19 protein-coding genes are annotated in these 25,547 nt (G+C 33.7%); 1 reads left to right on the top strand and 18 read right to left on the bottom strand.

The genetic code is table 11. From position 1 onward, the window contains the following. Nucleotides 1-31: 31 nt before the first annotated feature. The 12 genes from H600_RS0108775 to H600_RS22695 all read right to left on the bottom strand — a co-directional run bounded on the left by H600_RS0108775 (nt 32) and on the right by H600_RS22695 (nt 14,925). A complete protein-coding gene (locus tag H600_RS0108775; protein WP_026728432.1) occupies nt 32-463 on the bottom strand; it encodes a YMGG-like glycine zipper-containing protein in 432 nt (143 codons plus the stop codon). A gap of 147 nt (nt 464-610) precedes the next feature. Next, nucleotides 611-1,885, bottom strand: coding sequence for a kynureninase (gene kynU / locus H600_RS0108770; RefSeq protein ID WP_026728431.1), 1,275 nt, complete (start codon nt 1,883-1,885; stop codon nt 611-613). A 187-nt stretch (nt 1,886-2,072) separates the two neighbouring features. Then, a complete protein-coding gene (gene queA / locus H600_RS0108765) occupies nt 2,073-3,122 on the bottom strand; it encodes a tRNA preQ1(34) S-adenosylmethionine ribosyltransferase-isomerase QueA (RefSeq protein ID WP_026728430.1) in 1,050 nt (349 codons plus the stop codon). Nucleotides 3,123-3,462: 340 nt separating this feature from the next. Then, nucleotides 3,463-4,692: a 3-phosphoshikimate 1-carboxyvinyltransferase gene (aroA, locus tag H600_RS0108760; protein ID WP_026728429.1), complete on the bottom strand. Its 1,230-nt coding sequence runs from the start codon at nt 4,690-4,692 to the stop codon at nt 3,463-3,465. A 133-nt stretch (nt 4,693-4,825) separates the two neighbouring features. Beyond that, nucleotides 4,826-5,152 (bottom strand): nucleotide pyrophosphohydrolase, encoded by a 327-nt coding sequence (locus H600_RS0108755; RefSeq protein ID WP_012022600.1) that lies wholly within the window; start codon nt 5,150-5,152, stop codon nt 4,826-4,828. A gap of 2 nt (nt 5,153-5,154) precedes the next feature. Further along, nucleotides 5,155-7,140 (bottom strand): DUF3857 domain-containing protein, encoded by a 1,986-nt coding sequence (locus H600_RS0108750; RefSeq protein ID WP_035108507.1) that lies wholly within the window; start codon nt 7,138-7,140, stop codon nt 5,155-5,157. Nucleotides 7,141-7,144: 4 nt separating this feature from the next. Further along, nucleotides 7,145-9,067, bottom strand: a complete 1,923-nt coding sequence (locus H600_RS0108745) for a transglutaminase domain-containing protein (protein ID WP_026728427.1) — start codon at nt 9,065-9,067, stop codon at nt 7,145-7,147. A 1-nt stretch (nt 9,068) separates the two neighbouring features. Beyond that, nucleotides 9,069-11,084, bottom strand: coding sequence for a DUF3857 domain-containing protein (locus tag H600_RS0108740; RefSeq protein WP_026728426.1), 2,016 nt, complete (start codon nt 11,082-11,084; stop codon nt 9,069-9,071). Nucleotides 11,085-11,115: 31 nt separating this feature from the next. Beyond that, entirely contained in the window at nt 11,116-13,023 is a 1,908-nt protein-coding gene (locus tag H600_RS0108735) for a DUF3857 domain-containing protein (RefSeq protein ID WP_026728425.1), read from the bottom strand. 63 nt (nt 13,024-13,086) lie between these two features. Further along, on the bottom strand, nt 13,087-13,539 hold the full coding sequence (dtd, locus tag H600_RS0108730; protein WP_026728424.1) for a D-aminoacyl-tRNA deacylase: 453 nt from the start codon (nt 13,537-13,539) through the stop codon (nt 13,087-13,089). Nucleotides 13,540-13,632: 93 nt separating this feature from the next. Next, nucleotides 13,633-14,610 (bottom strand): ribosome small subunit-dependent GTPase A, encoded by a 978-nt coding sequence (gene rsgA / locus H600_RS0108725; RefSeq protein ID WP_026728423.1) that lies wholly within the window; start codon nt 14,608-14,610, stop codon nt 13,633-13,635. Between the two features lie 132 nt (nt 14,611-14,742). Beyond that, entirely contained in the window at nt 14,743-14,925 is a 183-nt protein-coding gene (locus tag H600_RS22695; RefSeq protein WP_026728422.1) for a DUF2135 domain-containing protein, read from the bottom strand. Between the two features lie 333 nt (nt 14,926-15,258). Here H600_RS22695 and H600_RS0108715 point away from each other — a divergent pair, with 333 nt between their 5' ends. Further along, the gene (locus H600_RS0108715; RefSeq protein WP_026728421.1) at nt 15,259-16,308 is read left to right on the top strand and encodes a sialidase family protein; all 1,050 of its coding nucleotides are present in this window, start codon (nt 15,259-15,261) and stop codon (nt 16,306-16,308) included. Between the two features lie 265 nt (nt 16,309-16,573). Here H600_RS0108715 and H600_RS0108710 read toward each other — a convergent pair whose 3' ends face one another. The 6 genes from H600_RS0108710 to H600_RS0108680 all read right to left on the bottom strand — a co-directional run bounded on the left by H600_RS0108710 (nt 16,574) and on the right by H600_RS0108680 (nt 25,510). Next, a complete protein-coding gene (locus tag H600_RS0108710; RefSeq protein ID WP_026728420.1) occupies nt 16,574-17,656 on the bottom strand; it encodes a bifunctional 3-deoxy-7-phosphoheptulonate synthase/chorismate mutase type II in 1,083 nt (360 codons plus the stop codon). Nucleotides 17,657-17,668: 12 nt separating this feature from the next. Next, nucleotides 17,669-18,526 carry a prephenate dehydrogenase gene (locus H600_RS0108705; RefSeq protein WP_026728419.1) on the bottom strand — a complete coding sequence of 286 codons (858 nt, stop codon included), beginning with the start codon at nt 18,524-18,526 and terminating at the stop codon, nt 17,669-17,671. A gap of 226 nt (nt 18,527-18,752) precedes the next feature. Continuing rightward, the gene (locus H600_RS0108700) at nt 18,753-19,898 is read right to left on the bottom strand and encodes a pyridoxal phosphate-dependent aminotransferase (protein WP_026728418.1); all 1,146 of its coding nucleotides are present in this window, start codon (nt 19,896-19,898) and stop codon (nt 18,753-18,755) included. A gap of 95 nt (nt 19,899-19,993) precedes the next feature. Beyond that, a complete protein-coding gene (locus tag H600_RS0108695; protein WP_026728417.1) occupies nt 19,994-20,833 on the bottom strand; it encodes a prephenate dehydratase in 840 nt (279 codons plus the stop codon). Nucleotides 20,834-21,291: 458 nt separating this feature from the next. Then, nucleotides 21,292-22,956 (bottom strand): AAA family ATPase, encoded by a 1,665-nt coding sequence (locus H600_RS0108690; RefSeq protein ID WP_026728416.1) that lies wholly within the window; start codon nt 22,954-22,956, stop codon nt 21,292-21,294. Between the two features lie 163 nt (nt 22,957-23,119). Further along, nucleotides 23,120-25,510, bottom strand: coding sequence for a ribonucleoside-diphosphate reductase subunit alpha (locus H600_RS0108680; protein ID WP_026728415.1), 2,391 nt, complete (start codon nt 25,508-25,510; stop codon nt 23,120-23,122). Nucleotides 25,511-25,547: the final 37 nt, after the last annotated feature.

The raw sequence follows: 25,547 nt of genomic DNA, 5'->3' as shown, positions 1-25,547 counted from the left end.
AATCGGCGTTTTTTGTTTATAGAATTATAATCTATTCTTTCTTTTTCTTGTTGCTATCAATAATAGCACCTGTACCCGCACCTACTCCGGCACCGGCCAAACCACCAATGATGGCACCCTCACCTTTTTTCTTGCTGACAATTGCTCCGGTGGCAGCGCCAACTCCGGCACCAATTACAGCGCCCTTAGCAGTCGAACTCCAACCTTTCTTTTTTGCTGATGCTGGTGCTGCTGTTGCTGTTCCGTCATTTTCATGCACTACAACAACTTTTTGAGCTTCTGCTTTCTGTTTCTCTTCTGCCTTCGCCATTTCAGTCTTCATTGAATCGATAACACGCTGCTTGTTAATTTCAACTTTCATTGAATCAATACTGGCTTGTTTGGCTTTATTTAGATCTTCCTTACTTTGATTTTGGCAAGATGTTAAAAGTATCGCTGCTAATAAAACATATAAGCCTTTCATGATTGTAATTTTTAAAATTATACATTACAAAATACGGAATATTAGCTATAATACTTATTACAGAATTTTTTGGAAAGTTTATAAGATTAGAATATTTTCGTTTAAAGCCACAGATTAAACGGATTAATTTGCGAGATTAATTCACTCTTATTTCCCTAAAATTCCTTTTTTCAGAATTTGTCCAAAATCATACATGTCTTCATACGAAGAATACAAAGGAACTGGTGCAAGACGAATGACGTTTGGTTCGCGCCAATCTGTAATTACACCGTTTTTCATTAAATAATCGAATAAGCTTCGCCCTTGGCCATGAAGAAAAACAGACAATTGTGATGCTCTTTCTTCAGGATTATTTGGTGTAATGATTTCAAATGTACTTTCTACTTCTTTATCAATTTCGTGAAGAATAAATTCTAAATAAGACGTAATATGATCACGTTTTTTTATTAAAGCATCCATTCCAACCTCAGCGAACATTTCTACAGATGCCAAATATGGCGCTAAAGATAAAACCGGAAGATTACTAATTTGCCATCCGCCTGCTCCTTGAACTGGATCAAAATTTGGTTCCATTTTAAAACGGCGTTCTTTATTATGTCCCCACCATCCAGCAAATCTTGGCAAATCTGAATGATGATGTTTTTCGTGAACAAAACAACCCGAAGCATTTCCTGGACCCGAATTCATATATTTATAACTGCACCAAGCGGCAAAATCGACATTCCAATCGTGAAGCTCTAATTTGATATTTCCGGCAGCGTGCGCTAAATCCCAACCTACTTTTGCTCCAACTTTTTGCCCTGCTGCAGTAATGGTTTTAATGTCAAAAACTTGTCCTGTATAATAATTTACTCCGCCAATCAAAACCAAAGCCAGTTCATCACCAACTTCTTCGATTTTTGCTAAAACATCTTCAAGGCGAATATTGTGCTCGCCATCTCTACGTTTAATTTCTACAATCGCATCTTCAGGTTTATATCCGTGAAAATTCACTTGACTTTGAAACATATATTGATCTGACGGAAAAGCTTTTTCTTCGCAGATAATTTTATAACGCTTTCCTTTTGGCTGATAAAATGAAACCATCAGCAAATGAAGATTTACAGTTAACGTATTCATAACCGTAACTTCAGACGGAAGCGCACCTACAATTTTACTCAACGGTTCTGCAAATCTTTCCTGATAATCCCACCAAGGTTTCTCGGCATAAAAGTGACCTTCTACTGCCAATTCTGCCCAATCGTTCATCACTTCATCGATATAGGCTTTGGTGCGTTTTGGCTGTAATCCTAAAGAGTTTCCGGTAAAATAAATTACTCGTTTGTCATTCACTTTTGGAAAAATGAATTGATCTTGATAATGGTTTAATGCGTCTTTCGAATCTAGCTCTCGTGCAAATTCGCGTGTATTTTGAAAAGTCATTTTTTTTTGTTTTGGATGCTAAAATAACAACTTTTGAAGTATTTCGTTAAAATTTAACAAGTTTACTTTTTAGTCGCAGTCACAGTCTCAGTATTCAGTGTGGGACTGAAAACTGAGACTGTGACTGAAAACTATAAAAAAACCCGTCATTACTGACAGGTTTTTGAAGTTCTGAAATAAACTCAAATTATAATATTAACATTGCGTCTCCGTAAGAATAGAATTTGTATCCCTCTTTGATCGCTTCGTCGTATGCTTTTTTCATTAAGTCATGTCCACAGAAAGCAGAAATCATCATTAATAATGTTGATTTTGGTGTGTGGAAATTTGTAATCATACAGTTTGCAATACTGAAATCGTGAGGAGGGAAAATAAATTTATTTGTCCATCCTTCGTATGGATTTAAAGTATTAGCAGAAGAAACAGAACTTTCGATTGCACGCATAGAAGTTGTTCCTACAGCACAAATACGTTTTTTCTTTGCTTTTCCTTCGTTTACGATATCACAAGCTTGTTGTGTGATGATCAATTCTTCAGAATCCATTTTGTGCTTAGACAAATCTTCAACCTCAACTGGGTTAAAAGTTCCTAAACCAACGTGCAAAGTTACCTCAGCAAAATTTACTCCTTTGATTTCTAATTTTTTCAAAAGGTGTTTTGAGAAGTGCAAACCAGCAGTTGGCGCCGCTACAGCTCCTTCTTCTTTTGCGTAGATAGTTTGGTATCTTTCAGCATCTTCAGCAGTAACTTCTCTGTTGATGTATTTAGGAATTGGAGTTTCTCCAAGTTCTGTCAATTTATTTCTGAATTCTTCGTAAGAACCATCGTATAAGAAACGTAAAGTTCTACCACGAGAAGTTGTATTGTCGATTACCTCAGCAACTAATGAATCGTCGTCACCAAAATAAAGTTTATTACCAATACGGATTTTTCTAGCAGGATCTACTAAAACGTCCCAAAGTCTTTGCTCAGAATTTAATTCTCTTAATAAGAAAACCTCAATTCTAGCTCCCGTTTTTTCTTTGTTTCCGTACAAACGCGCAGGGAAAACTTTTGTATTATTTAGAATTAAAACGTCTCCGTCATCAAAATAGTTGATAACGTCTTTAAACATTTTATGCTCGATAGTGTTTTTTTTACGGTCAATTACCATTAAACGAGATTCATCTCTGTTTTCTGCTGGAAATTCAGCCAAAAGTTCTTTCGGTAAATTGAAATTGAAGTGTGATAATTTCATATTTGAAGTTAGATTTTAAAATATCAATCTTAGATTTTTTTATCTAAAATTTTAAATCGCTTGCAAATATACGATTGTGAAATAGGCGTTGTCAAGTGTTTTGACGTTTATTTTCAAAAGCCCTTGATTTTGTGAGGCTTCGCGAACCATTATAAATGTATTTTTTTAAACCATATAAGTTATATAAGTTCATATTAACTGTTTTTTTATTAAACCTCTGTCGGGTTTGTTTTAAATACACATAAAAAAACCTCTGGTTAAAACCAGAGGCTATATGATTAAGCTTTGTACAAAGTCTTTGTTTAAATGAACTTATATAACTTATATGGTTTAAAAATTTTTACAATTCTGAAATTTGAAAATTTAAAGCTTTTAAATCATTCCAGAAATCTGGGTATGATTTAGAAACTACTTCGGCATCATCAATAATAATTGGAACTTTAATTGCTAAAGGCGCAAATGCCATTGCCATACGGTGATCGTTATAGGTTGCAATATGAACATCATGGTTAATTGCTCCTGAACGCTCTAAAGTTAAACTATCATTGGTTACAGAAATAGTAGCTCCTAATTTTGTAAGCTCAATTCGTAAAGCTTCCAATCTGTCAGTTTCTTTGATTTTTAAAGTATGAAGACCCGTTAAGTGACATCCAATTCCTAAACCTAAACAAGTTACAACAATTGTCTGAGCAATGTCTGGCGTATTATTCAATTCAAAATTTACGTCTTGATAAGTGAAACCAGCTACTTTTTCCAAAGTCATTTTGTTATTTTGGAAAGTCGTTTTTACACCCATTTTTTCATACAGAGAAACTAATTCTGAATCTCCTTGAAGGCTGTTTTCTTTATAACTGCTCAAAGTGATTTTTGCAACTTCAGACAAAGCAACCAAACTAAAGAAATAAGAAGCTGAACTCCAGTCTGATTCAACAACCATTTCTTTTGTTTCAACAGCATCTTTTGGATAAACTTTGATTACATTTCCTTCAAAACTGGTTTTGATATCTAAATCATTCAGCAAAGCCAAAGTCATTTTGATATAAGGAACTGAAGTAATTTCTCCTTCTAAAGTTAGTTCTAAACCATTTTCAAGTTTTGAAGCTACTAATAAAAGTGCCGAGATATATTGACTGCTCACATTTGCTGCCAAGTTTACTTTTGAAGCCGTAACTTTTTTTCCTTTAATTCGAATTGGCGGATAACCTTCTTCTTTTTCATAAGAGATTTCAACTCCTAATTGTCTTAAAGTATCAACCAAAATTTTGATTGGGCGTTCCTGCATTCTGCTTGATCCCGTCATTACAACTTCTCTGCCTTCATTCACAGCAAAATAAGCTGTCAAAAAACGCATTGCAGTTCCCGCATGATGAATATCTACGATTTCATCATTTCCAATTAAGGCTTTTTGCATTACTTCGCTATCATCTGAGTTTGAAGTATTGGCTAAAGTAATATTTGGAAATAAAGCTTTTAGTAACAATAAACGGTTCGTTTCGCTTTTTGAACCGGTGATATTTAATTGCGAATCATCAATTGTAAATGGTGAATTCGTACTTAATTTTAAATTCATTTTTTTAATTGTAAGTTGTGAGTTTTGAATTACGAATGATAGAAACATAATTCAGCCCCGCAATTTACCACTCCCCATTCATAATTCAAAATTCAAAACTCATAATTCAAAACTTATGAGTGATATTTCACAATTATTTCAATTTATCGTTGTTTTTGTGACGATCTTTATCTCTAACCGATTTTAAATCCATTTTTTTGTCAAAAGCGGCTTGCAAATCGATTCCTGTTTGATTCGCCAAACATAAAACTACGAAAACAACATCTGCCAATTCTTCGCCAAGATCTTTGTTTTTATCACTTTCTTTTTCGGATTGTTCTCCGTAACGACGGGCAATAATTCGGGCAACTTCTCCAACTTCTTCTGTAAGTTGCGCCATATTGGTCAATTCGTTAAAATAACGAACACCGTGTTCTTTTATCCAAGTATCAACATCAAGTTGTGCATTTTTCAAATCCATCGCTATATTTTTTTAAGGACAATTTTTTCATTTTGACTGGCAATTACTTTCTGGAAAAGATCTTTTAATCCATTATAATCATCCGCTGCAAAAATACTATTGTTTATTTCTTTGATACAGCTAATCTGAATTTTATTTTCTTGTTTTGAAATATTTAATGTGTAAACGATTGCTTTATTTTCAGACGAGATTCGGATTGGATTTGGCATTGATTCTACTTGATATCCATCTGGAATTTGAAAATTCATGTTTATTTTTTCTTGACTAGGATATCCAAAATAAATTCCCATTTGCCTTTTTTCTTGAGTAAAAGGGTTTTTAGAACTGGTAAAAAACAATAATGGATTAATGAATAACTGTCCTCCAATACGCTCAACAACGTTTTCTGATACAAAATCAAAAGTCTCTGTTACAGGCTCAGAAAAATTAGCTTTTGCATTTTCAATTTTATAATTAGCGATTTTCAAATCTCCCAGTTCTTCCTCATATTTTTCAAGATAATTTTCTTGATTTTGATTGGAGTGTTTTGTTCTGAAACTGTAAGCATCATAATCTGTTCTTTGAATTCTCATTTTACCTTCCATTTTTCCAGTCTCACCTATTTTTCCAAAAACTGTCGAATTTTCCTTTGACAGCGCAGTTGGATCTAAATTGATTTCCTGCGAAGTTCCATCTGCTTTAATCAATCGTCCCTTCCAATTTAAAACATTCAATGGCAAAATGCTTGGACATGTATATTTATGCGTTGCATCCAGCAAAATTAATTTTCCGTCTACAAGTGCGCCTGCAATTACATAATTAAATCCAGTTCGTGTTGGATATACTGGAACTCCATTTTCAATAGTACTCACCAAAACCGGATTTGCATCGATACCTCCTAACTTCAGCATATTGATCAAAATAAAATTAATTTCAGCAACATTACCGATTTGATCACTATATGCTTTTACAATTCCTTTATCGGTATAATAATCATTGACTTCATTCCAATTCATTTTATTCTGAACAAATTTGAAAATAATATTCATTCGATCATTAGGAGATTCAACGCCAGTCAATAATCTTTTAACATCCTCAACAAGAAAATTCTTTTCGTTAAGTTCTTTTCCAAAATGTTCATCTTTGAAAATATTCGTTGCAACACCTTCCCAAGTAATCGCATAATCTTTGACTGGCGTATCAGGATAGCGTAGTCGTTCGATCTCAAACTGCATAGCACCTCTGTAATTATCCACATTATTCACATACGGTTCTTCTGTCAAAGCTGGAACATCTTTTCCCTTGTAAAAAGTATTGATCTGCTTGTACGAAAGGACCCCTGACTGATTATGCTCATTCTCATAACTTTGGCTTTTTGTAACCAATTTGGCTTCCGATTCTATTGGATAATTTCCAATTGAGATTGGTTTATAAATAAAGTATTCCGGAATTTCTGTTTTGTATTCAAAATAATTTACTGGAATGTCATACTGGAATTCAAAATCGGGCAATTTTAGAAGATTCTCCGATTTCAAAACGTATTTGTATTCGATAACAGAACCCACTTTTACATTGGGAAGTGTAATCATTTTTTCGCTCCAAAATTTATTGACTTTTTTCTTGAAAGTTCCTTGGCTCTCTAGTTTGGTTTTTACGATGGCTCCATTTTCCAAATTGTATGTAATGGCATTTGAAAACTCTAAACGATCTTCGTTTAAATTTTCATAACCTATATAAAAGCGCACCTTTTGATCGGCCCATGCAAGGCCTTCTTTTTTGTAGATCTTGATTTTAAATTCGTAGACATGAATTGCTGAAAAGCCTTTTCCATTTGTATAATTGAAAAATGATTTTCCTTTTTTAAATAAAATTGTTGCCGGAGCAGTAGTATCTTTTGGGTTTGCTTTTTCCTGTAGCTCAGCAATTGTAACCTTGCCTAATTCGTAGTTTTGAGATTGTGCTTTTACTGCAAAAACTGTAAATAAAATTATAATTAATAAATTCTTCATTTTTTTATATTCTTTTTAAAACAATTTTTTCAGTTTCTTTTGCAATCATTGTTTTATAGTATTCTTTCAGCATTTCATATTTCCCAATTGGAACAATAGCTTCATTAATTTGATGTATTATCGAAAGCTGAATTCTATCGTCACTCGCCGCTATATCAAATTTAAAAACGCCCAAATTATCCAGCATAACTACCGCAGTTGATTGAGGCAGATTTTCGATGACAAATTTTTCGGGAACTTTAATTGTGATGGTATAGCGTTGTGAAAAAGGAAATCCAAAATCAACTGGATATTCTCTTTTGTCTTGTTTGAAAGGATTTTTTTCGCTTAAGAAAAACAACATCGGATTGAGATAGATTTTTCCTCCAATTACTTCTGTAAGATCTGAACCTTTGAACGAAAATGATTCTGAAATTGGCAATGCCAATTCTTTTTCATTAACTCTTTTATATTCGCTTAGCTCAATATTTCTGTTTTCATTCTCAAATTTTTCGATATAAGCCCCTTCATCATCCTTACTTATTTTGTCTCTAAAATTGAAAGCATTATAATCTGAATATTGTCTTCTTGCTTTTCCTTCAATACTTCCTGATTCCGAAACTTCAAAACTCAATGTAACAATATCTGTTGAATTTTTTTTCGGCATTAAATCAACAATTTTAGAAGCTCCATCTTTACGAATTGATCTTCCAACCCAGTTTAAATCTCTTAAAGGCAAAATATTTACAGCTGAATAATCTTCGGTTGCGTCTAACAAAACCATTCCTTGCGGTGTTTCTACTCCAGCAATCACATAATTGAATCCGCCTACGCTTGGAAAAAATGAAATTCCGTTAGAACGTGTACTTACTAAAATCGGATTTGCATCTAAATCTGCATGACGAAGCATTGCCGTAAGCATTAAATTAATATCGGCACAATTTCCTGATTTTTCTTTGTATGCTTTTCTGACTCCATTTTCACAGCCGTAGCCAAGATGTTTGTTCCATTGTATGTTTGACTTCACATAATCGAATATTGTCGCTATTTTATCTTCGGGCTTTATTTTATTGGCTAATAATAATTTCAGATCATCTTCAAAATATCCTGTTTTTCTTAATTCTGGACCAAAATCTTCAAACTCATAAATTGTTTTGGCAACAGATGGCCAATTTGTCGAAAATGATTTGTAAAGTTGCCCTGGAAAAGCAATCGCTTCGAGTTCATGAGAAATAGAAGCGCGGTAATTATCCATATTATTCACAAAATCTTCTTCTCTCATTGCTGGCACATTTTGAAGAGAATAAATGCTTTCCATTGCGACATACCCATATGAATTTGCCATTTTTGAATTTGATTTCGGAGTAAAAAAACCTTTCATGTTTTTTTTGAACGAAAACACATCTGGAATGATTGTTTTAAATTCTGAAAAGTTCACCGGAATGCTTTTTTGAAAATCCCAATCTGGAATGTTTAATGATCCGCCAATAATTTTAACCTGAAATTCTAAAATTGAACCCTCTTTGACATCTGGAAATGCGAATTTTTTAGCCCAAATATCTTTGGTGATTTTATCTAAAAATTCTCCTTCAGCCTTTAATTTCGATTTCACAATTTTTCCGTCAACCAAATTATAAGTATAAACATCGGTAATACTTATTGCGCTTAATTTTCCTGATGGAAATCTAAATTGCATATTGGACCATTGATAACCCTCTTTTTTATAAATTTTAATTCGCGTTTGGGTTATCCTTTCTGTATATCCTTTATTATCAATTTTGACTAATCCTTTTGTAAACAAAATAGCCGCAGGAGCTGCCGAATCTAAAGGATGCATTTTTTCTTCAAGCTCGGCAATAGTTACTTTTCCCAATGAAAAATTTTGAGCATTGATTTTTGAAAAACTAACGCATAAAAAAAGGACTATTGCCAGGCTTCGGAATTTCATATTAAATTCGTTTTAAAACAACTTTTTCGGTTTCTTTCGCGATCATTCCTTTGTAGTATTCTTTCAGCATTTCATACTTTTCTGCAGAAAAAATTGCATCATTAATTTGGCTTGCAATAGAAAACTGAACAGTGTTGCCGTTTTGAGCCACTACAAATTTAAAAGTTCCTCCATTGTCTTCCATATTTATCACTGCTGAAGCAGGCAGGGTTTCAACTGCAAATCCATCTGGAATTTGGATATTGATATTATATTTATCCATTTGTGGAAATCCAAAATCTACTGGGTATTCACGAACTTCTTGTTTAAAAGGGTTTTTATCATTTGTAAAAAACAGCATTGGACTAATATAGATTTTTCCTCCAATAATTTCACACAAATCATTTCCTGTGAAGGCGTATGATTCTATAGTAGGCAATAAAATGTCTTTTTCGTTTGTTCTGCTGTAATCGCTGATTTCGATTTTTCCGTTTTTATTTTCTAATTTCTCAAGATAATCTTCTTGTTTAACACCGTCAATTCTTTCTCGAGTTATCATTGCCATATGATCTGTGCATTGTCTTCTCGCTTTTCCAGACACTTTTCCATCGGCCTCGACTTTATAATTTAAAAAGACAACGTCATTTGAAAGTTTTTTTGGTGTCAATTCAATTTCTTCAGAAGTTCCATCTTTACGGATTAATCTTCCTGACCAATTCAATGTTCTGAAAGGAAGAATATTTGGCGTTGAAAATTTATCTGAAGCATCTAATAATAAATAACCTGTTGGAGTTTCAACTGCAGCAATTACATAATCAAAAGCCGTTCTGTTAGGAAATAATGCAATTCCGTTTTCACGTGTACTCACCAAAACTGGATTTGCAGTCAAACCAGCATAACGAAGCATTGATGTCAACATTAAATTAATATCACCAATGTTTCCTGTTTTTTCTTTGTAAGCTTTTTTAACTCCGTTGTCACAGTCATAACCCGTATAGCCATTCCATCTTACACTAGCTTTTACATGATTTAAAATAACCCAAATTTTTTCTTCAAGTGTATTTTTCCCGGCAAGAAGCGCCTTTAAATCATCTTCATAATAACCGGTTTTATTTAATTCTGCTCCAAAAGATTCGTAATCGTATATTGTTTTCACTACCGAATTCCAATCTGTAGAATATGTTCTCATTTGCGAATTTGGAAACTTTGTCATCGATAATTCATGTTGAATGCTAGAAACATAGTTATCCATGTTGTTCACAAAAGCTTCCTCTTTCATAGCCGGAAAGTCCTGTGCAGTATACGTTGTTCTTGTTTCTATATAATCAATTTTATCTGTACTAAAGGTTGTCGTAGTAACACGTCCTTCTGATCTTTCCTTGCTTGTAAAAATTATAGATTTTGGACTTTTATCTACAGTCATTTTAGGAAACACATAACCTTTTTGCCTAGAATTAAAAACGTAATATTCAGGAATACAAGTCGTGAATTCTGAATAATTTACAGGAATAGTTTCTTGAAAGTTCCATTCTCTGATCGATCGGTCACTTGGGCTTTTGATTGTATATTTATATTCAATTACAGAACCTTCTTTTACACCAGGCATTGTAATCTTTTTTTGCCCTCTGAACTTATTTACTGTTTCATCAAAAATCCCTTCCGATTTTAGTTTCGATTTTTCGATTTTTCCATTAACTAAATTATAAGTATATGCATCTGAAAAAGATACTTTTTCAACAAAACCAGATGTCTTATAATACCAAACCGCCTGATTTGCCCACTCATAACCTTCTTTTTTGTACACTTTTATTCTAACTTCAACATCAGTCAAAGTCACAAAGTCTCCGTCGCTTTGGTCAAATTCAATTCTTGATTTTCCTTTTTTATACAAAATCGCAGCGGGTGCAGCCGAGTCTTTTGGATGTATCTTTTGCTCCAATTCAGCAACAGATACTTTTCCTAATTTAAATTCTTGTGCTGTTGTTTTGGAAGCAATTAACAATACAAGCGAAATACTGAAGATTTTAATTAATTTCATTTGGTGGGGTTAGTTCTTGGTTTATTATTTGTTAGTTTTTGGTTAAAATGATTTTGGCATTATCGTTTTTTGAAATCTGTTCCATAAACAGACGATATTCATCATATTCTTTATTTGAATATTTTCCTTTATTCAAAAACATGCTTCTTTTGTAAATAAGCTTGTTATTGTCTTTTTTAATGATTTCAGTTTTATATTCACCAAATTTCCCTTTCAGTTCATAATTCTCAGGAAGAAATTCGATTGTAAAACCTGCCGGAAGATTCACTTCGATTTCATCAGAATCTAAATAGCCACGTTGAATTTGGAATGGATTTTTTCTATTTCTGATGCGTTTCACACTATGATTATTTTGATTGAAAACATCAATGGCGAAAATCATTTTATTTGCAGAAATCGAAGCATAATTTATCGCGCTTAACTGTACGTCTTCTGTAAAACGAATATTTTCCTTATCGTTTGCAAAAGCAATTTTTCCTAATTTCAAATTATTGATATTGTCCCAATACTCTTTGTAATGTGATTCTTTTTCTGTTGGCTGATACGCCTCGATTCTAAATTTCTCATTGTATTGAGAACCTTCAGACACAATTGAAATTGAACCAGAAAAATTTCCATTTTCATCAATTGCATAAATCCCTTTATCTTTTTGGGTATTGCCTTTGTCGTCATATACTTTTGTTCGAACAATTTGACCACCTTCTGGTTTTACGACCAAAACATCACGGTCATCCGTAAAAGTTCCTTGATACCCAAACGGATCATCTTGGCTTGTACATTCCAGCCAAGTATAATTATCTCCATTCGGAATTGCTAATATCATATGATTTCCTTGCATCGAAACAAAATCAGATTGAATATTAGATTTGTAACGGTCACCATATAAAATTGTATTATAAGAAGGCACGTCCACTGCCTGCAATAGCGCTTTAGTGTAATTTGACAATGCTTTGCAATCGCCATATCCTAAACGATCAACGTCGCTTGCCTGCATTGGTTTCCAACCGCCAATACCGATTGCAATGTTTACATAACGTGATTTTTTTTGGACATAATCATAAATGATTTTTGCTTTTTTGATTGGATCTTTTTCATCACCTACAAGCGCTTTCATTTTAGCTTTGGTTTCTTCTGGCAAAGTAGTAGTTCCAGTAAGAATTTTATCTCCATACCATTTGCCAAATGCTTCCCAAGTTGTTGCCGTTCCGTCAACACCTTCTAAATGAAATTTTTCTAAACCCATTATAATTTTTGGAAACAAATCACCTGGAGACGGACTCAAATCTTCTGCTTTTTGCGCTAAAATATTCTGTGCTACATAACTTAGTTTCGTAGTAGTTTCTTCTGTCTTTTTTATATTAAATCCTGCAAACTGAAATTCTTTTTTCTTGAAACCTAAATCGCTTGGAAAAGCAACATTCAGAACACATTTTTCGATACTTACATTGTAACCGCCCAAAAAATACCATGTTGGTATAAAAGCAGTATTTGAAGTTTGGGTTTCACAAGTATAAGCAATCGTAAAAGGATATGAGATTGGTGTGTAATTTAAATAAACTACTCTGCTGTCTGAGAAAAGTGTACTGCCGCTTACTGCGCTTTGATCCCTAAAATCTTTTCGCTTTATTTTTTTGATTTCATTACCGGCCGCATCATAAACAATAGCTTCAATGCTGTTTATCAAAGTTGTTTTGTCATAATGTTCAAAAGCCTCAATATCACTAAGACCTTTATCATTTAAAACGGTTATGACTCTTTGTTTCTTGACATTCATGCTTCGTTGTGAAGCAATTGTGATATCCATTTGATCCAACCGAACAACTGCATTTGCATTTTGTTTTAAACTGTCAGGAATTGAAGTAATGGTATAATTCGCCTTTTGGGCAAAAGAATTAAAGGTAATTAAGAATAAAAATAACGCAAAAAAGGTGGTTTTCATTAGTAAGTAATTTCTCCAAATATATATTATTTTCAGAAATTCTTAACATTTGTTTATATTTTTTTACTCTCTGTTTTTGCTGTCCATAACAATTGTTACAGGTCCGTCATTTAATAAGCTGACTTTCATATCGGCGCCAAAAATTCCGGTTTGAATTTTTTTTCCAAATTCTTTTTCTAACGTTTTTACGAAATTTTCATACATCGGAATAGCAAAATCTGGTTTGGCAGCTTTTATGTACGAAGGACGGTTTCCTTTTTTTGTAGAGGCGTGAAGTGTAAACTGGCTGACAGCAATGATATCACCATCAATATCCTGAACCGAGCAGTTCATGACATCATTTTCGTCTCCAAAAATTCTCATTTTTACGATTTTCCCAGATAGCCAGTCAATATCTTCCTGTGTATCTGCATCTTCTATCCCTACTAATATTAATAAACCTTTTTTAATATCTGCAGTTTTTTGACCATCCACAGCTACTGATGCTTCGGAAACTCTTTGAATAACAATTCTCATTTATTTAAGTCTAAAAGTTGAAAGTCAAAAGTCGAAAGTCTCGTAAGTTTCTAAAAACTTTATGACATTCGACTTTTGACTTTTGACTAATTTTTATTTCCTCGTTTCATCACTCGCGGCGCGATCTTCGCCATACGTGTCTGTACGGTAATGTTCTTCATCGCCTTCAAGGATTTTTAGATAACTGTTGTAGCGTGACCAAGCAATTTCATCTTTTTCCAAAGCCGCTTTTATGGCACAATGCGGTTCTTCTTTATGTAAACAGTTGTTAAACTTGCATTGATCTTTTAATTTAAAGAATTCCGGAAAATAACCGCTGATTTCTGTTGGCTCCATATCCACAATTCCAAAACCTTTGATTCCAGGAGTATCAATAATTCGGGCATCAAAAGACAAATCATACATTTCGGCAAAAGTAGTCGTATGCTGACCTTGCTTGCTTTGTTCTGAAATTACGGTAGTTTTTAAATGAAGACTTGGTTCCATCGCATTGACCAAAGTTGATTTTCCAACACCAGAATGTCCAGAAAACATACTGACTTTGCCAATCATCATTTCTTTGAGTTTATCAACTCCTTTATTTTCTGTCGATGAAATTCGGAGACATTTATATCCAATTTCCTGATAAATGTGCTGCAGATAAAGCTGATCATCTAAAGTCTGATCATTCAGCGTATCGATTTTATTAAAAATCAGAATCGCTTCAATTCCGTATGCTTCGGCGGTTACCAAAAAACGGTCAATAAAACTGGTTGTTGTTGGCGGATTATCGATTGTGACCAATAAAAATACCTGATCGATATTTGAAGCAATAATATGAATCTGCTTAGACAAATTAACCGATTTACGAACGATATAGTTTTTTCTTTCGTGAATATTATGAATCATTCCGGTAACAGCATCTGAAGTTTCCTCCAATTCATAATCGACAATATCGCCTACAGCAATAGGGTTGGTACTTTTGATACCTTTAATTCTAAATTTCCCTTTCATACGGCATTCAATAAAATCTCCTTTTTCAGATTTTACGGTATACCAGCTTCCTGTAGATTTGTAAACGGTTCCTGTCATTCTTATACTTTAGATTTCTGATTTTAGATTTTAGATTATTCTAAAAAATAAAAGGCAAAATTACGTTTTTAGAATGGAACAACGCAATTTCGCCTTTTAAATTTGAAATCTAAGCTTTGGAATTCCCGAATATTACCAAATAATTTCAGCTAAAACATCATTTTCTTTTACTTTTCCCAACTGAATTGTTTTCAAAGTTCTGGAAGTTTTTCCAGCCTTTGTTGTATAAATCTCAACCATTAAAGTTGCTGGACCATTTTCAGTTAATTCAGTTTCTCCAAAATAATTGGTTTTAATTTGATATTTCCCTTTCACCGCATTTCGAATTATATATTGCTCTGGTCCATAACCTTCTGTAAAATCTTTAGAAAATCTACCGCCAATTTTTGCCGAAGTATCGGCAACTGTAACTAAAAAAATCTTCTCCGGTTTTTTTTGGGAGAAACTAACTTTTGACGGTTTTAAAATAAGAATGTCATCAAAAAGAACAACTTTAATCTGAATTCAACATATCCATTTATCTTTAGTAACCTGGTAAATCATATCAAATTATTTCATTATATTCAACGAGTAAATAAAAGTAAAATGTTAAATGATGGATTTAAAAATCTGCATCATTTTTCTATTACATCTCAAAAAAAGAATAAAATGATATTGAAAACAAAATGTGCTGTAACAGCTTTATTAGCCATCTTTCTTATTTCTAACGGATTGAAAGCACAGACAAAAGCAATTAATATAGAAAGCAATTATATTGCAGATCCACCTGCGACGACAAACAGCCACGCATCAACTTTAGTAGAATACAAGCCAAATGAGATTTTAGCTGCTTGGTTTGGAGGAAAATATGAAGGTTCAAAAGATGTCGGAATTTATATTTCAGCTTATAAAGATAAAAAATGGTCAGCTCCAAAAGAATTGATTCATCCCCTAATAAAAGGTGCTGATACACTCCCTTGCTGGAATCCGGTTCTTTTTAAAGCTAAAAGCCAGAATTTATATTTGTTTTACAAAGTAGGAAAAAATCCAAGAGAATGGTTTGGCGCTATGATTGTTTCCAAAGATAACGGAACAACTTGGGGAGAACCAAAATACCTTCCAGAAGGAATTTACGGCCCAATTCGCAATAAACCAATTGAAACTACTCCAGGCGTAATTTTATGCGGGAGTAGTACAGAAAGCGTTACTACTGACGAATGGAGAATTCATGTTGAAGAATACACAGAAGCAACTGATTCTTGGAAGAAAATAGCGGTAGAAAACAATCAGAACTTTAATGCTATTCAGCCGACATTTTTAATTCATAATGCGACGGATATTCAGATGTTATCCCGAAGCAAACACAATAAAATAGTTTCAAGCTGGTCTGGAGATAATGGGAAAAGCTGGATTAGAACCAATACAATCAATGTGATCAATTCCAATTCAGGTATAGATGCTTTAACCATAAATAAAAACCTTTTTTTATTGGTGAATAATCCATTACCGCAAGGAAAAGACTGGTTTAACGGAAGAAATATTTTGGACGTAGAATATTCGAAAGATGGTCTGAACTGGAAAAAATTATTTGATCTGGAAAAACAGGAAAAAGGCGAATTCAGTTACCCAGCTATCATTCAGACTACTGATAAAAAAGTACATGTTTTATATACTTATGATAGAAAGTACATCAAACATACTACATTCAATTTAAATTAATCAGCACAATATCAAAGCTCATAAATTGTGTACAGCTTAATACACAGCGTAAAATCTGCGGGCAAAAATTTTCTCGCAGATTTTGCAGATCAGCAGATTTGTTTTCTATCTGAAATTAGCACAAAAAAATCCCCAAAGCCCGAAAGCACTGGGGATTTAATATAAAAAAACAATCTACTTTTAAATTCGTGATATAATAAAACTTAAAAACAACTTTAAGGTCAATCTTAAATTATCTTATATCACTTATGTATTTTAAAGAAAATTATGCGTTGAAAATTTTCTCTTGGTGACCAATACTTTCTTGGTGAATTGCTTTGAACATTCTCAAAACAAACTCTTCAGTAAGACCTTTTTTCTCACCTTCTAAAATCATTTTTCCTAAGATTTCGTTCCAACGGTTGTTTTGAAGAATCGCAACGTTAGCGTCTTTTTTAACTTGACCAATTTCATCAGCTACTTTCATACGTTTTCCTAACAATTCTAATAAGTTAGCGTCAAGAACATCGATGTTAGCTCTTAGCTTTTTCATTTTTTGGCTGTACTCATCTGTAGTATCATCCGTTTTTCTGATCGTCAAATCTTTGATGATTTGTTTCAAAGCATCTGGAGTTACTTGTTGCGCTGCATCAGACCAAGCGTTGTCTGGATCGATGTGCGTTTCGATAATCATACCATCGTAATTCAAGTCTAAAGCTTCTTGCGTTACTTCGAAAATCATTTTACGATCTCCTGTAATATGAGATGGATCAATGATTAATGGTAAATCAGGGAATTTATTTTGCAATTCAATAGCAATTTGCCATTCTGGAATGTTTCTGTATTTTGTTTTTTCGTAAGTAGAGAAACCTCTGTGGATAACTCCTAATTTCTCGATTCCAGCCATGTGTAAACGCTCAACACCACCTAACCATAAAGCTAAATCTGGGTTTACAGGGTTTTTAACCAAAACGATTTTATCAGTTCCTTTCAACGTATCCGCAATTTCTTGAACTGCGAAAGGGTTTGCCGTTGTACGTGCTCCAACCCATAATACGTCGATATCGTGTTCTAAAGCTAGTTTACAGTGAGCCGCAGTTGCAACTTCAGTTCCCATTAATAAACCAGTTTCAGCTTTAGCTTTTTGCAACCATTTTAATCCAATTTCACCAACACCCTCAAATCCTCCCGGACGAGTTCTTGGTTTCCAGATTCCAGCTCTGAATACGCTTACTTTTGAATCTTTTAATTCGTGAGCAATTTTCAAAACCTGATCTTCAGTTTCTGCACTACAAGGTCCAGCTATCACAAGTGGGTGATTTAAATTGAAATCCTCTAACCACTTTCTCATTTCTTTCTTATTTTCCATCGTTTTTATAGTTTACTTTTTTATAGTTATTCCGTTTAATATTTCTCTAATTTTATTTACGCTTTCCATTTCCTCAAAAATGGCGTTGTAATTGTCGTCTGCCAGCAAATCTCTAAACTGAGTTAAATTTGCAATATACCCTTCTAAGGTTTCCAGAACGTATTCTTTGTTTTGTTTAAAAATCGGTGTCCACATTGCAGGTGAACTTTTTGCCAGACGAACGGTACTTTCAAATCCACTTCCCGCCATATCAAAAATATCTTGTTCGTCTTTTTCTTTGATCATTACTGTTTTCCCGAGCATAAACGAACTAATGTGCGATAAATGCGAAACATAAGCAATGTGTTTGTCGTGCGAAACCGGATCCATATATCGAATCCTCATTCCTATTTCGCTGAAAAGTTGTAACGCTTTTTCCTGCAATTTGAAAGCGGTTTTTTCCACTTCACAAATAATGTTTGTTTTTCCGTTAAACAAACCTTTTATTGCTGCCGAAGGCCCAGAAAACTCCGTTCCTGCTATCGGATGAGTGGCAATAAAATTTCTTCTTTTCGGGTGATTGGCTACTACATCACAAATTGGTTTTTTAGTAGATCCAACTTCAAAAACAATTGTTTTATCTCCGACTGCATCCAGAACTTTAGGCAAAACCGTCAGCGCTACATCCACCGGAACCGAAACGATTACAAAATCGGCTTCAGCCAAATCTTCAAAACTTCCTGCTTCGTCGATAACTCCTAAATCAATGGCTTCCTGCAAATGTTTTTCGTTGCTGTCGATTCCAAAAATCGTCGAATCCGGATGTTGGTCTTTGATGTCCAGCACCATCGAACCACCTATTAATCCTATTCCTATTACGTATACTTTCATATTTCTTTTTATTAGAAGCTGTTTCCTGCTATCCGTTTCAATCTTTTCCGCCTCGTTAAAAAACGAGACAAAAAAGGATTTCCACTTCTATCAGGGCTAGGGCTTCTCGTTTTCATAAGAACTTTACATCTCCTGCAAGGTTTCCAAAACCTTGTAGGTTTATATAATTAAGGCCTTTAATCCCATACCTACAAGGTTTTGAAAACCTTGCAGGAAATCTTAATACTTAAAACCTATCGATTGCTTCTTGTACTTTTTCCTCTTTCACACACAATGAGAATCTGATATAACCTTCGCCGTTGCTCCCGAAAATGGTTCCCGGCGTGATGAAAATATGTTTCTCATACAATATTTCGTCAATGAACTTTTCTGCTGATTCGATTCCTTCCGGAAGTTTTGCCCAAACAAAAAGCCCAACTCCTTCTTTATATACTTTACAGTTTAGCTTTTCTGCTAATTTCTCTGTTAATTCTCTACGGCGTCTGTAAACTTTGTTTTGATCTTCGAACCAAGATTTGTCACATTTTAAAGCTGCGATGGCACCTTTTTGAATTCCGTAATACATGCCGCTGTCCATGTTGCTTTTTACTTTTAGGACTGCATCGATAATTTCAGGATTTCCTAAAACCATTCCGACTCTCCAGCCAGCCATATTGAATGTTTTACTTAAAGAATTCAATTCTAAAGCTACATCCTTAGCTCCTTCAACCTGCAACAAACTCATCGGATTATCATTCAAAACAAAACTATACGGATTGTCGTTGATCAATAAGATATTGTGTTTTTTAGCAAATGCTACCAATTTTTCAAATAACGCTAAACTTCCTCTCGCTCCTGTTGGCATGTGCGGATATCCCAGCCACATAATTTTTACTTTCGAAAGGTCTAATTTTTCTAAAGCTTCAAAATCCGGTTCCCATCCTTTTTCTTCTTTCAAATCATAATAAACCGGAACTGCCTGAACCAAATTGGTTACCGAAGTATAAGTTGGATAACCTGGATTCGGAATTAAAACATGATCGCCTTCATTTAAAAATGCTAACGAAATGTGCATAATTCCTTCTTTTGAACCCATAAGAGGTAAAATCTCATTATTCGGATTCACTTCAACACCAAATTGATCACGATAAAAATCGGCCATCGCTTGTCTCATTTCTGGTAATCCCTGATAGCTTTGATAACCATGTCCGTTTTCGTCTTGAATTGCCGCAGCGACTGCTTCAATTACTGCTTTTGACGGACTCAAATCAGGGCTTCCAATTCCCATATTGATGATCGATTTTCCTTCAGACATCAACTGACGAACTTCTCTTAATTTTGATGAGAAGTAGTATTCTTCAACTGTGTCTAATCGTTTTGCTGTTGTAATCATTTTTTTATTGCTTTAGGCCGTAAGCTTTAGGCTTTAGGCTCTTTTAAACTCTTTAATTTATTTTTTTAGACTTTAAGACTTTCGACTTTCCAACTTTATGACTCAGTCAAAGGTTTCGTGTTTTTATATTCTCCCAATACTTTGAAATACTCTGCCATGATGTTTAATAACGATTTGGCTTTTGCAAAATCTTCATATTTCTCGAATGTTACGTCTACGAAAAATGAATATTTCCAAGGTGTTTCAATTTTTGGAAGCGACTGGATTTTTGTCAAATTCAGTTTGCAGTCGCTCATTACATTCAAAACCGCTGCTAAGCTTCCTCTTTTATGATCTAATTCAAATTTTACAGAGGCTCTGTTGATTTCGCTTTCCGGCAAAAATGAATTTTGCTTTTTGATGATTACGAAACGTGTCATATTGTTTTTGATCGTTTGAATCGATGACGCGATAATATCCAAATCATACATTTCAGAAGCTGTTACACTTGCAATTGCTGCAATTCCGGTTAGCTGTTTTTCCTGAATTCTTCTCGCTGTTTCAGCCGTATCTTTATCCTCAACCAATTTGATATTTGGATATTGTTTCAGGAAATCCATACACTGTAAAAGTGCCATTGGGTGTGAATGAACTTCTTTTATATCTTCAATTTTCTGACCTTTTAAAGCCATTAAATTCTGCTGAATGTTTAAATAATGCTCCCCAATAATGTGTAAATTGTTCTTGTCAATCAATGCATAATTCGGAATAATTGGCCCTGCAATTGAATTTTCGATCGCCATAACCGCCTGATCAGATTTTCCGGCAATAAGGCTGTCGATCAATTCTTCAAAAGACAAACATTCATCAATATCCACATTTTCAGAGAAATACTCTTTCACAACCTGATGATGAAATGATCCTTTTATACCTTGTATTGCAATTTTCGTTGTCATATAGTCAAAAAAAAATCCTGATTTGCATCAGGATTGTATATTAGTTTTATTTGTCTTAAATTTTATCTCAAATAACCATAGCACAATCCTGACTTCTACTAAAGAAGAAATAAAAATTGTTGCTAAAATAAAAACGGTTACTTGCCATTTTGTTTGTGTTTTGTTTTAAATTCTCTGCGAATGTATAAATTATTTTTAGCGCACCAAAAAAAAGATTGCATTTTATGAAACAAAAAAGGATTTCTTAACAAATTTAGCAGGTTTTGTATGATAATATAAAAAAATGGGCTTAAAATGAGAATATTAAAATGAGGTTCTAAGGTTTTGAGATGCTATCCCGAAGCCTCGGGACTAAGGTTTTTTCGCCACGAATTCACGAATTAGCGCAAATGATTGTGGTTATTTAATTCAATTTCTCGAATTTCATGTTTTTAATTTTAACATAATCATTGTTCAAATTATTTTAAAATACGAGTAATTTCATTTTTTATTTTAAATAAAACCTCCTTTTGTTTTTCAGGATTCAGTTCATCACAAATAAAACTACATAATTTAGTTTTATCTAACTCTCTTAAAACACTTTCGGCACCATAATTATCAGTCTTTATTCGTTCTTTATAAAAAGCCTTAAAATCAAAATCTTCATTAATCACTAAAAGATTTTCAACCCCAATCTTAAAGATCTTATTATCATCATTGACATTCATCTTCCTTATTAAAAGATTTTGAATATCTTCTTCAGGTTTATTAGTGTCACTATCATAGAACAGAACTACTTTATTTTTTATTTGCTCCATATTTGCTGTAAAAAATACTTTAGCTTGGTTTAACGCCGTATCTCCAGTATTTTCAACATTTCCTTTTTCATTAATTCTCCCAATCCATTTAAATTCTATTGCTAAATCTATTTCATCAAATATTTCAAGGCATTTATTGTAATATTTTTCATCAGTTTCACCTTCTAGAAACACCGTTACCTTATTCTCCGTTACAAACTTGTTAAGATCGAATGCTTCTTGAATTATTTTTTCATTAGACCAACCATAAAATTTAGATTCATTTGGGACAAATACTTGTCCATTTGCATCTTTTTGTAAAATTATTACTTTATCATCATTACGATTTGCATTGTGAATGACAAAAGGTGAATGGGTTGAAATAATTATTTGTGAAGTCTGTCTCCCCGATTCATTTGTGAAGAGTTTTTTAAAAAAGCTTAAAACCTTCAATTGCCAACTGGGATGAAGACTGATTTCTGGCTCGTCAATTAATATTAGCGCTTCCTTAGAGCTCTCCTTATCTTTTAAAAGAAAACTACCTCTAAAAACTATTTGCTTTTCTCCTGAACTTAATTTAGCAATCGACATCTCCTTCCCATCTTCTTCAAATATTATTTCCTTTCTTCCTTCTAAATTCTCAATCCGTTTATATTTCTTTCTAGGAAACATAAAATCAAATGCCGAAGTAAATCTCTTAATCCTAACATCAATTTTTTTTTCATCAATTGGTTGACCAGAATTATTCCTTGCCCATTCTGTAAACTCTAAAGCATCTAAACTTTGTACATCAATTAAAAGTTGAGTTATTTCCGTTGCTAAATTTGAATTACTTCGTTGACTTAAAATATTATTACGATCTATATTCGATGATGTGACAGTTTTAATCTCCTTAGGAGTAAAATTAATCTCTACATCAGAAAAAATTGTTTTTAAAATCTGCCTAGTATCATCTTGAGAAAACAAAGTACCTATTAGACGAGGCATACCTTTTACTCTTACATCGATTTGATCCCAACTATTAATTATACTGTAGTCAATTGAAACTATAAAAATATTTTTTTTATAATCACTTGTAAAATATTGTTTTGAATATTGTCCTTCTTTTAAAATCTCCATCTCTTTATTTGACAATTCGATTTCAAAAATTCGCTTTTCATCCCTCTTATTATTTCTTAAGGTCAAACTAGAAAACTCAAAAATATTATTAAGCAAATAAGATTTACCTACTCCATTTTCTCCCGCAATAATTATTGTATCAACCGTTTTTCCATTACTATCTGTAAAATCAAATTCTAAATCTCCAAACAATGGGTTGTTATGATATTTTATTTTTCTAATTTTCATATTACTTTTTTAAAAATTTGCTACAGCTGACTAAATTCAAATTAAGTCGCCAATTGCAACAAGACATTAATAAAACAAAAGCAGCTATCATTACAATAACTGCTTTCTATAAATTAAGAATAAATCTTTCTTCTTTACTCTATTTTCTTTCTTCTAAAAAAAATTAAGACCCACACATCTCACAATCCTCAGGACCTGCCGCTTGCGCTTTCAAAAGCATCGCTTTGTAATCCTCAACGCTGATTGCTTCACTTTCCTGAACTAAAGATGGAGTTTCCTCTTTTTTATCGTTGTTTAATGTGAATTTAATTGCATCTACAGCCGCTTTTGTTCTTAGGTAATACATTCCTGTTTTCAAACCTGATTGCCAAGCGTAAAAGTGCATTGACGTCAATTTAGAATAGTTTGCATCCTGCATGAACAAGTTTAACGATTGAGATTGGTCAATAAAGTATCCTCTTTGACGAGACATATCGATAATATCTTTCATCGACATTTCCCAAACTGTTTTGTAAAGGTCTTTTAAGTCTTGTGGAATAATATCAATATTTTGAACAGATCCGTTATGACGCATAATTTCTTGTTTCAATGACTCGTTCCATAAACCTAATTTTACTAAATCTTCTAGTAAATGTTTGTTTACTACGATGAACTCTCCAGACAATACACGACGTGTGTAAATATTTGAAGTATATGGCTCGAAAGCTTCGTTGTTTCCAAGAATCTGAGAAGTTGAAGCTGTTGGCATTGGCGCCACTAACAATGAGTTACGAACTCCGTGTTCCATCACTTCTTTTCTTAATGAAGCCCAGTCCCAACGACCTGATAATTCTTCATCTTTCATTCCCCACATATTGTGTTGGAATTCTCCTTGTGACATTGGCGAACCTTCGAAAGTTGAATATGGTCCTTCTTCTTTTGCCATTTCCATAGAAGCGGTCACAGCTGCGAAGTATAATGTTTCGAAAATTTCTTGGTTCAACGCTTTTGCTTCGTCACTTGTAAACGGCATACGCAACATAATGAAAGCATCAGCCAAACCTTGTACACCCAAACCAACCGGACGGTGACGCATATTTGAGTTTTCAGCTTCTTTTACTGGGTAATAGTTTCTGTCGATTACTTTGTTCAAGTTACGCGTTACACGTTTTGTAACATTGTAAAGCGCTTGGTGATCGAATTTTCCGTTTTCGATGAACATTGGCAACGAAATAGAAGCCAAGTTACAAACCGCAATTTCATCTTTAGATGTAAACTCCATAATCTCTGTACACAAGTTTGAAGAACGGATTGTTCCTAAATTCTTGTGGTTCGACTTACGGTTTGCTGCATCTTTGTACAACATATATGGCGTTCCTGTCTCGATTTGTGATTCTAGGATTTTCTCCCATAATTCACGAGCACGGATTGTTTTTCTTCCTTTTCCTCTAAATTCGTAATCTGTATATAATGCTTCGAATTCATCTCCGTAAACATCATATAATCCTGGACATTCATTTGGACACATTAAAGTCCAAGTTGAATCTTCCTGAACACGTTTCATGAATAAATCTGAAGTCCACATTGCGAAGAATAAATCTCTCGCACGCATTTCTTCTTTTCCTGTATTTTTCTTTAAATCCAAGAAATCAAAGATATCAGCATGCCAAGTTTCGATGTAAATCGCAAAACTTCCTTTACGTTTTCCACCGCCTTGATCTACGTAACGAGCGGTATCGTTGAAAACTCTCAACATCGGAACAATTCCGTTTGAAGTTCCGTTTGTACCACGAATGTAAGATCCAGTTGCACGAACGTTATGAATAGAAAGTCCGATTCCTCCCGCAGATTGCGAGATTTTTGCTGTTTGTTTTAATGTATCGTAAATACCATCAATACTATCATCCTGCATAGCCAAAAGGAAACAAGAAGACATTTGAGGTTTTGGAGTTCCTGCATTGAACAACGTTGGCGTTGCATGCGTAAAGAACTTTTTAGACATTAAATCGTAAGTTTCAATTACCGATTTTAAATCATCTAAGTGAATACCAACAGAAACACGCATTAACATGTGCTGCGGACGCTCCACGATTTTTCCGTTTATTTTAAGAAGATAAGAACGCTCTAAAGTTTTGAAACCAAAGTAATCGTAATTAAAATCTCTTGTATAAATGATATGAGAATCTAAAAAAGCAGCATTTTCTTGAATTACTTTGTACACGTCATCAGCAATTAATGGTGCATCTTGACCATTTCTTGGATTTACGTAATTGTACATATCTTTCATCGTTTCAGAGAAAGATTTTTTAGTATTTGAATGTAGATTTGAAATTGCCACACGCGCTGCCAATTGTGCATAATCAGGATGCGCAATAGTCATAGAAGCCGCCGTTTCTGCTGCAAGATTATCTAGTTCAGAAGTAGAAACCCCATCATACAATCCTTCGATAACTCTCATGGCTACCTTTACTGGATCTACGAGCTCATTCAAGCCGTAACACAATTTTTTGATTCGTTCTGTAATCTTATCAAACATTACGGGCTCTCTGTGGCCATCTCTTTTTACTACATACATAAGCTTACCTTTTATAGTTATTGAAAAAATGAAAGTA

Origin of the sequence: Flavobacterium denitrificans DSM 15936 (genome assembly GCF_000425445.1) — a bacterium.
Lineage (GTDB): Bacteria > Bacteroidota > Bacteroidia > Flavobacteriales > Flavobacteriaceae > Flavobacterium > Flavobacterium denitrificans.
The sequence above is the reverse complement of the archived record's forward strand: the minus strand, read 5'-3'. Positions and strand labels throughout refer to the sequence as shown.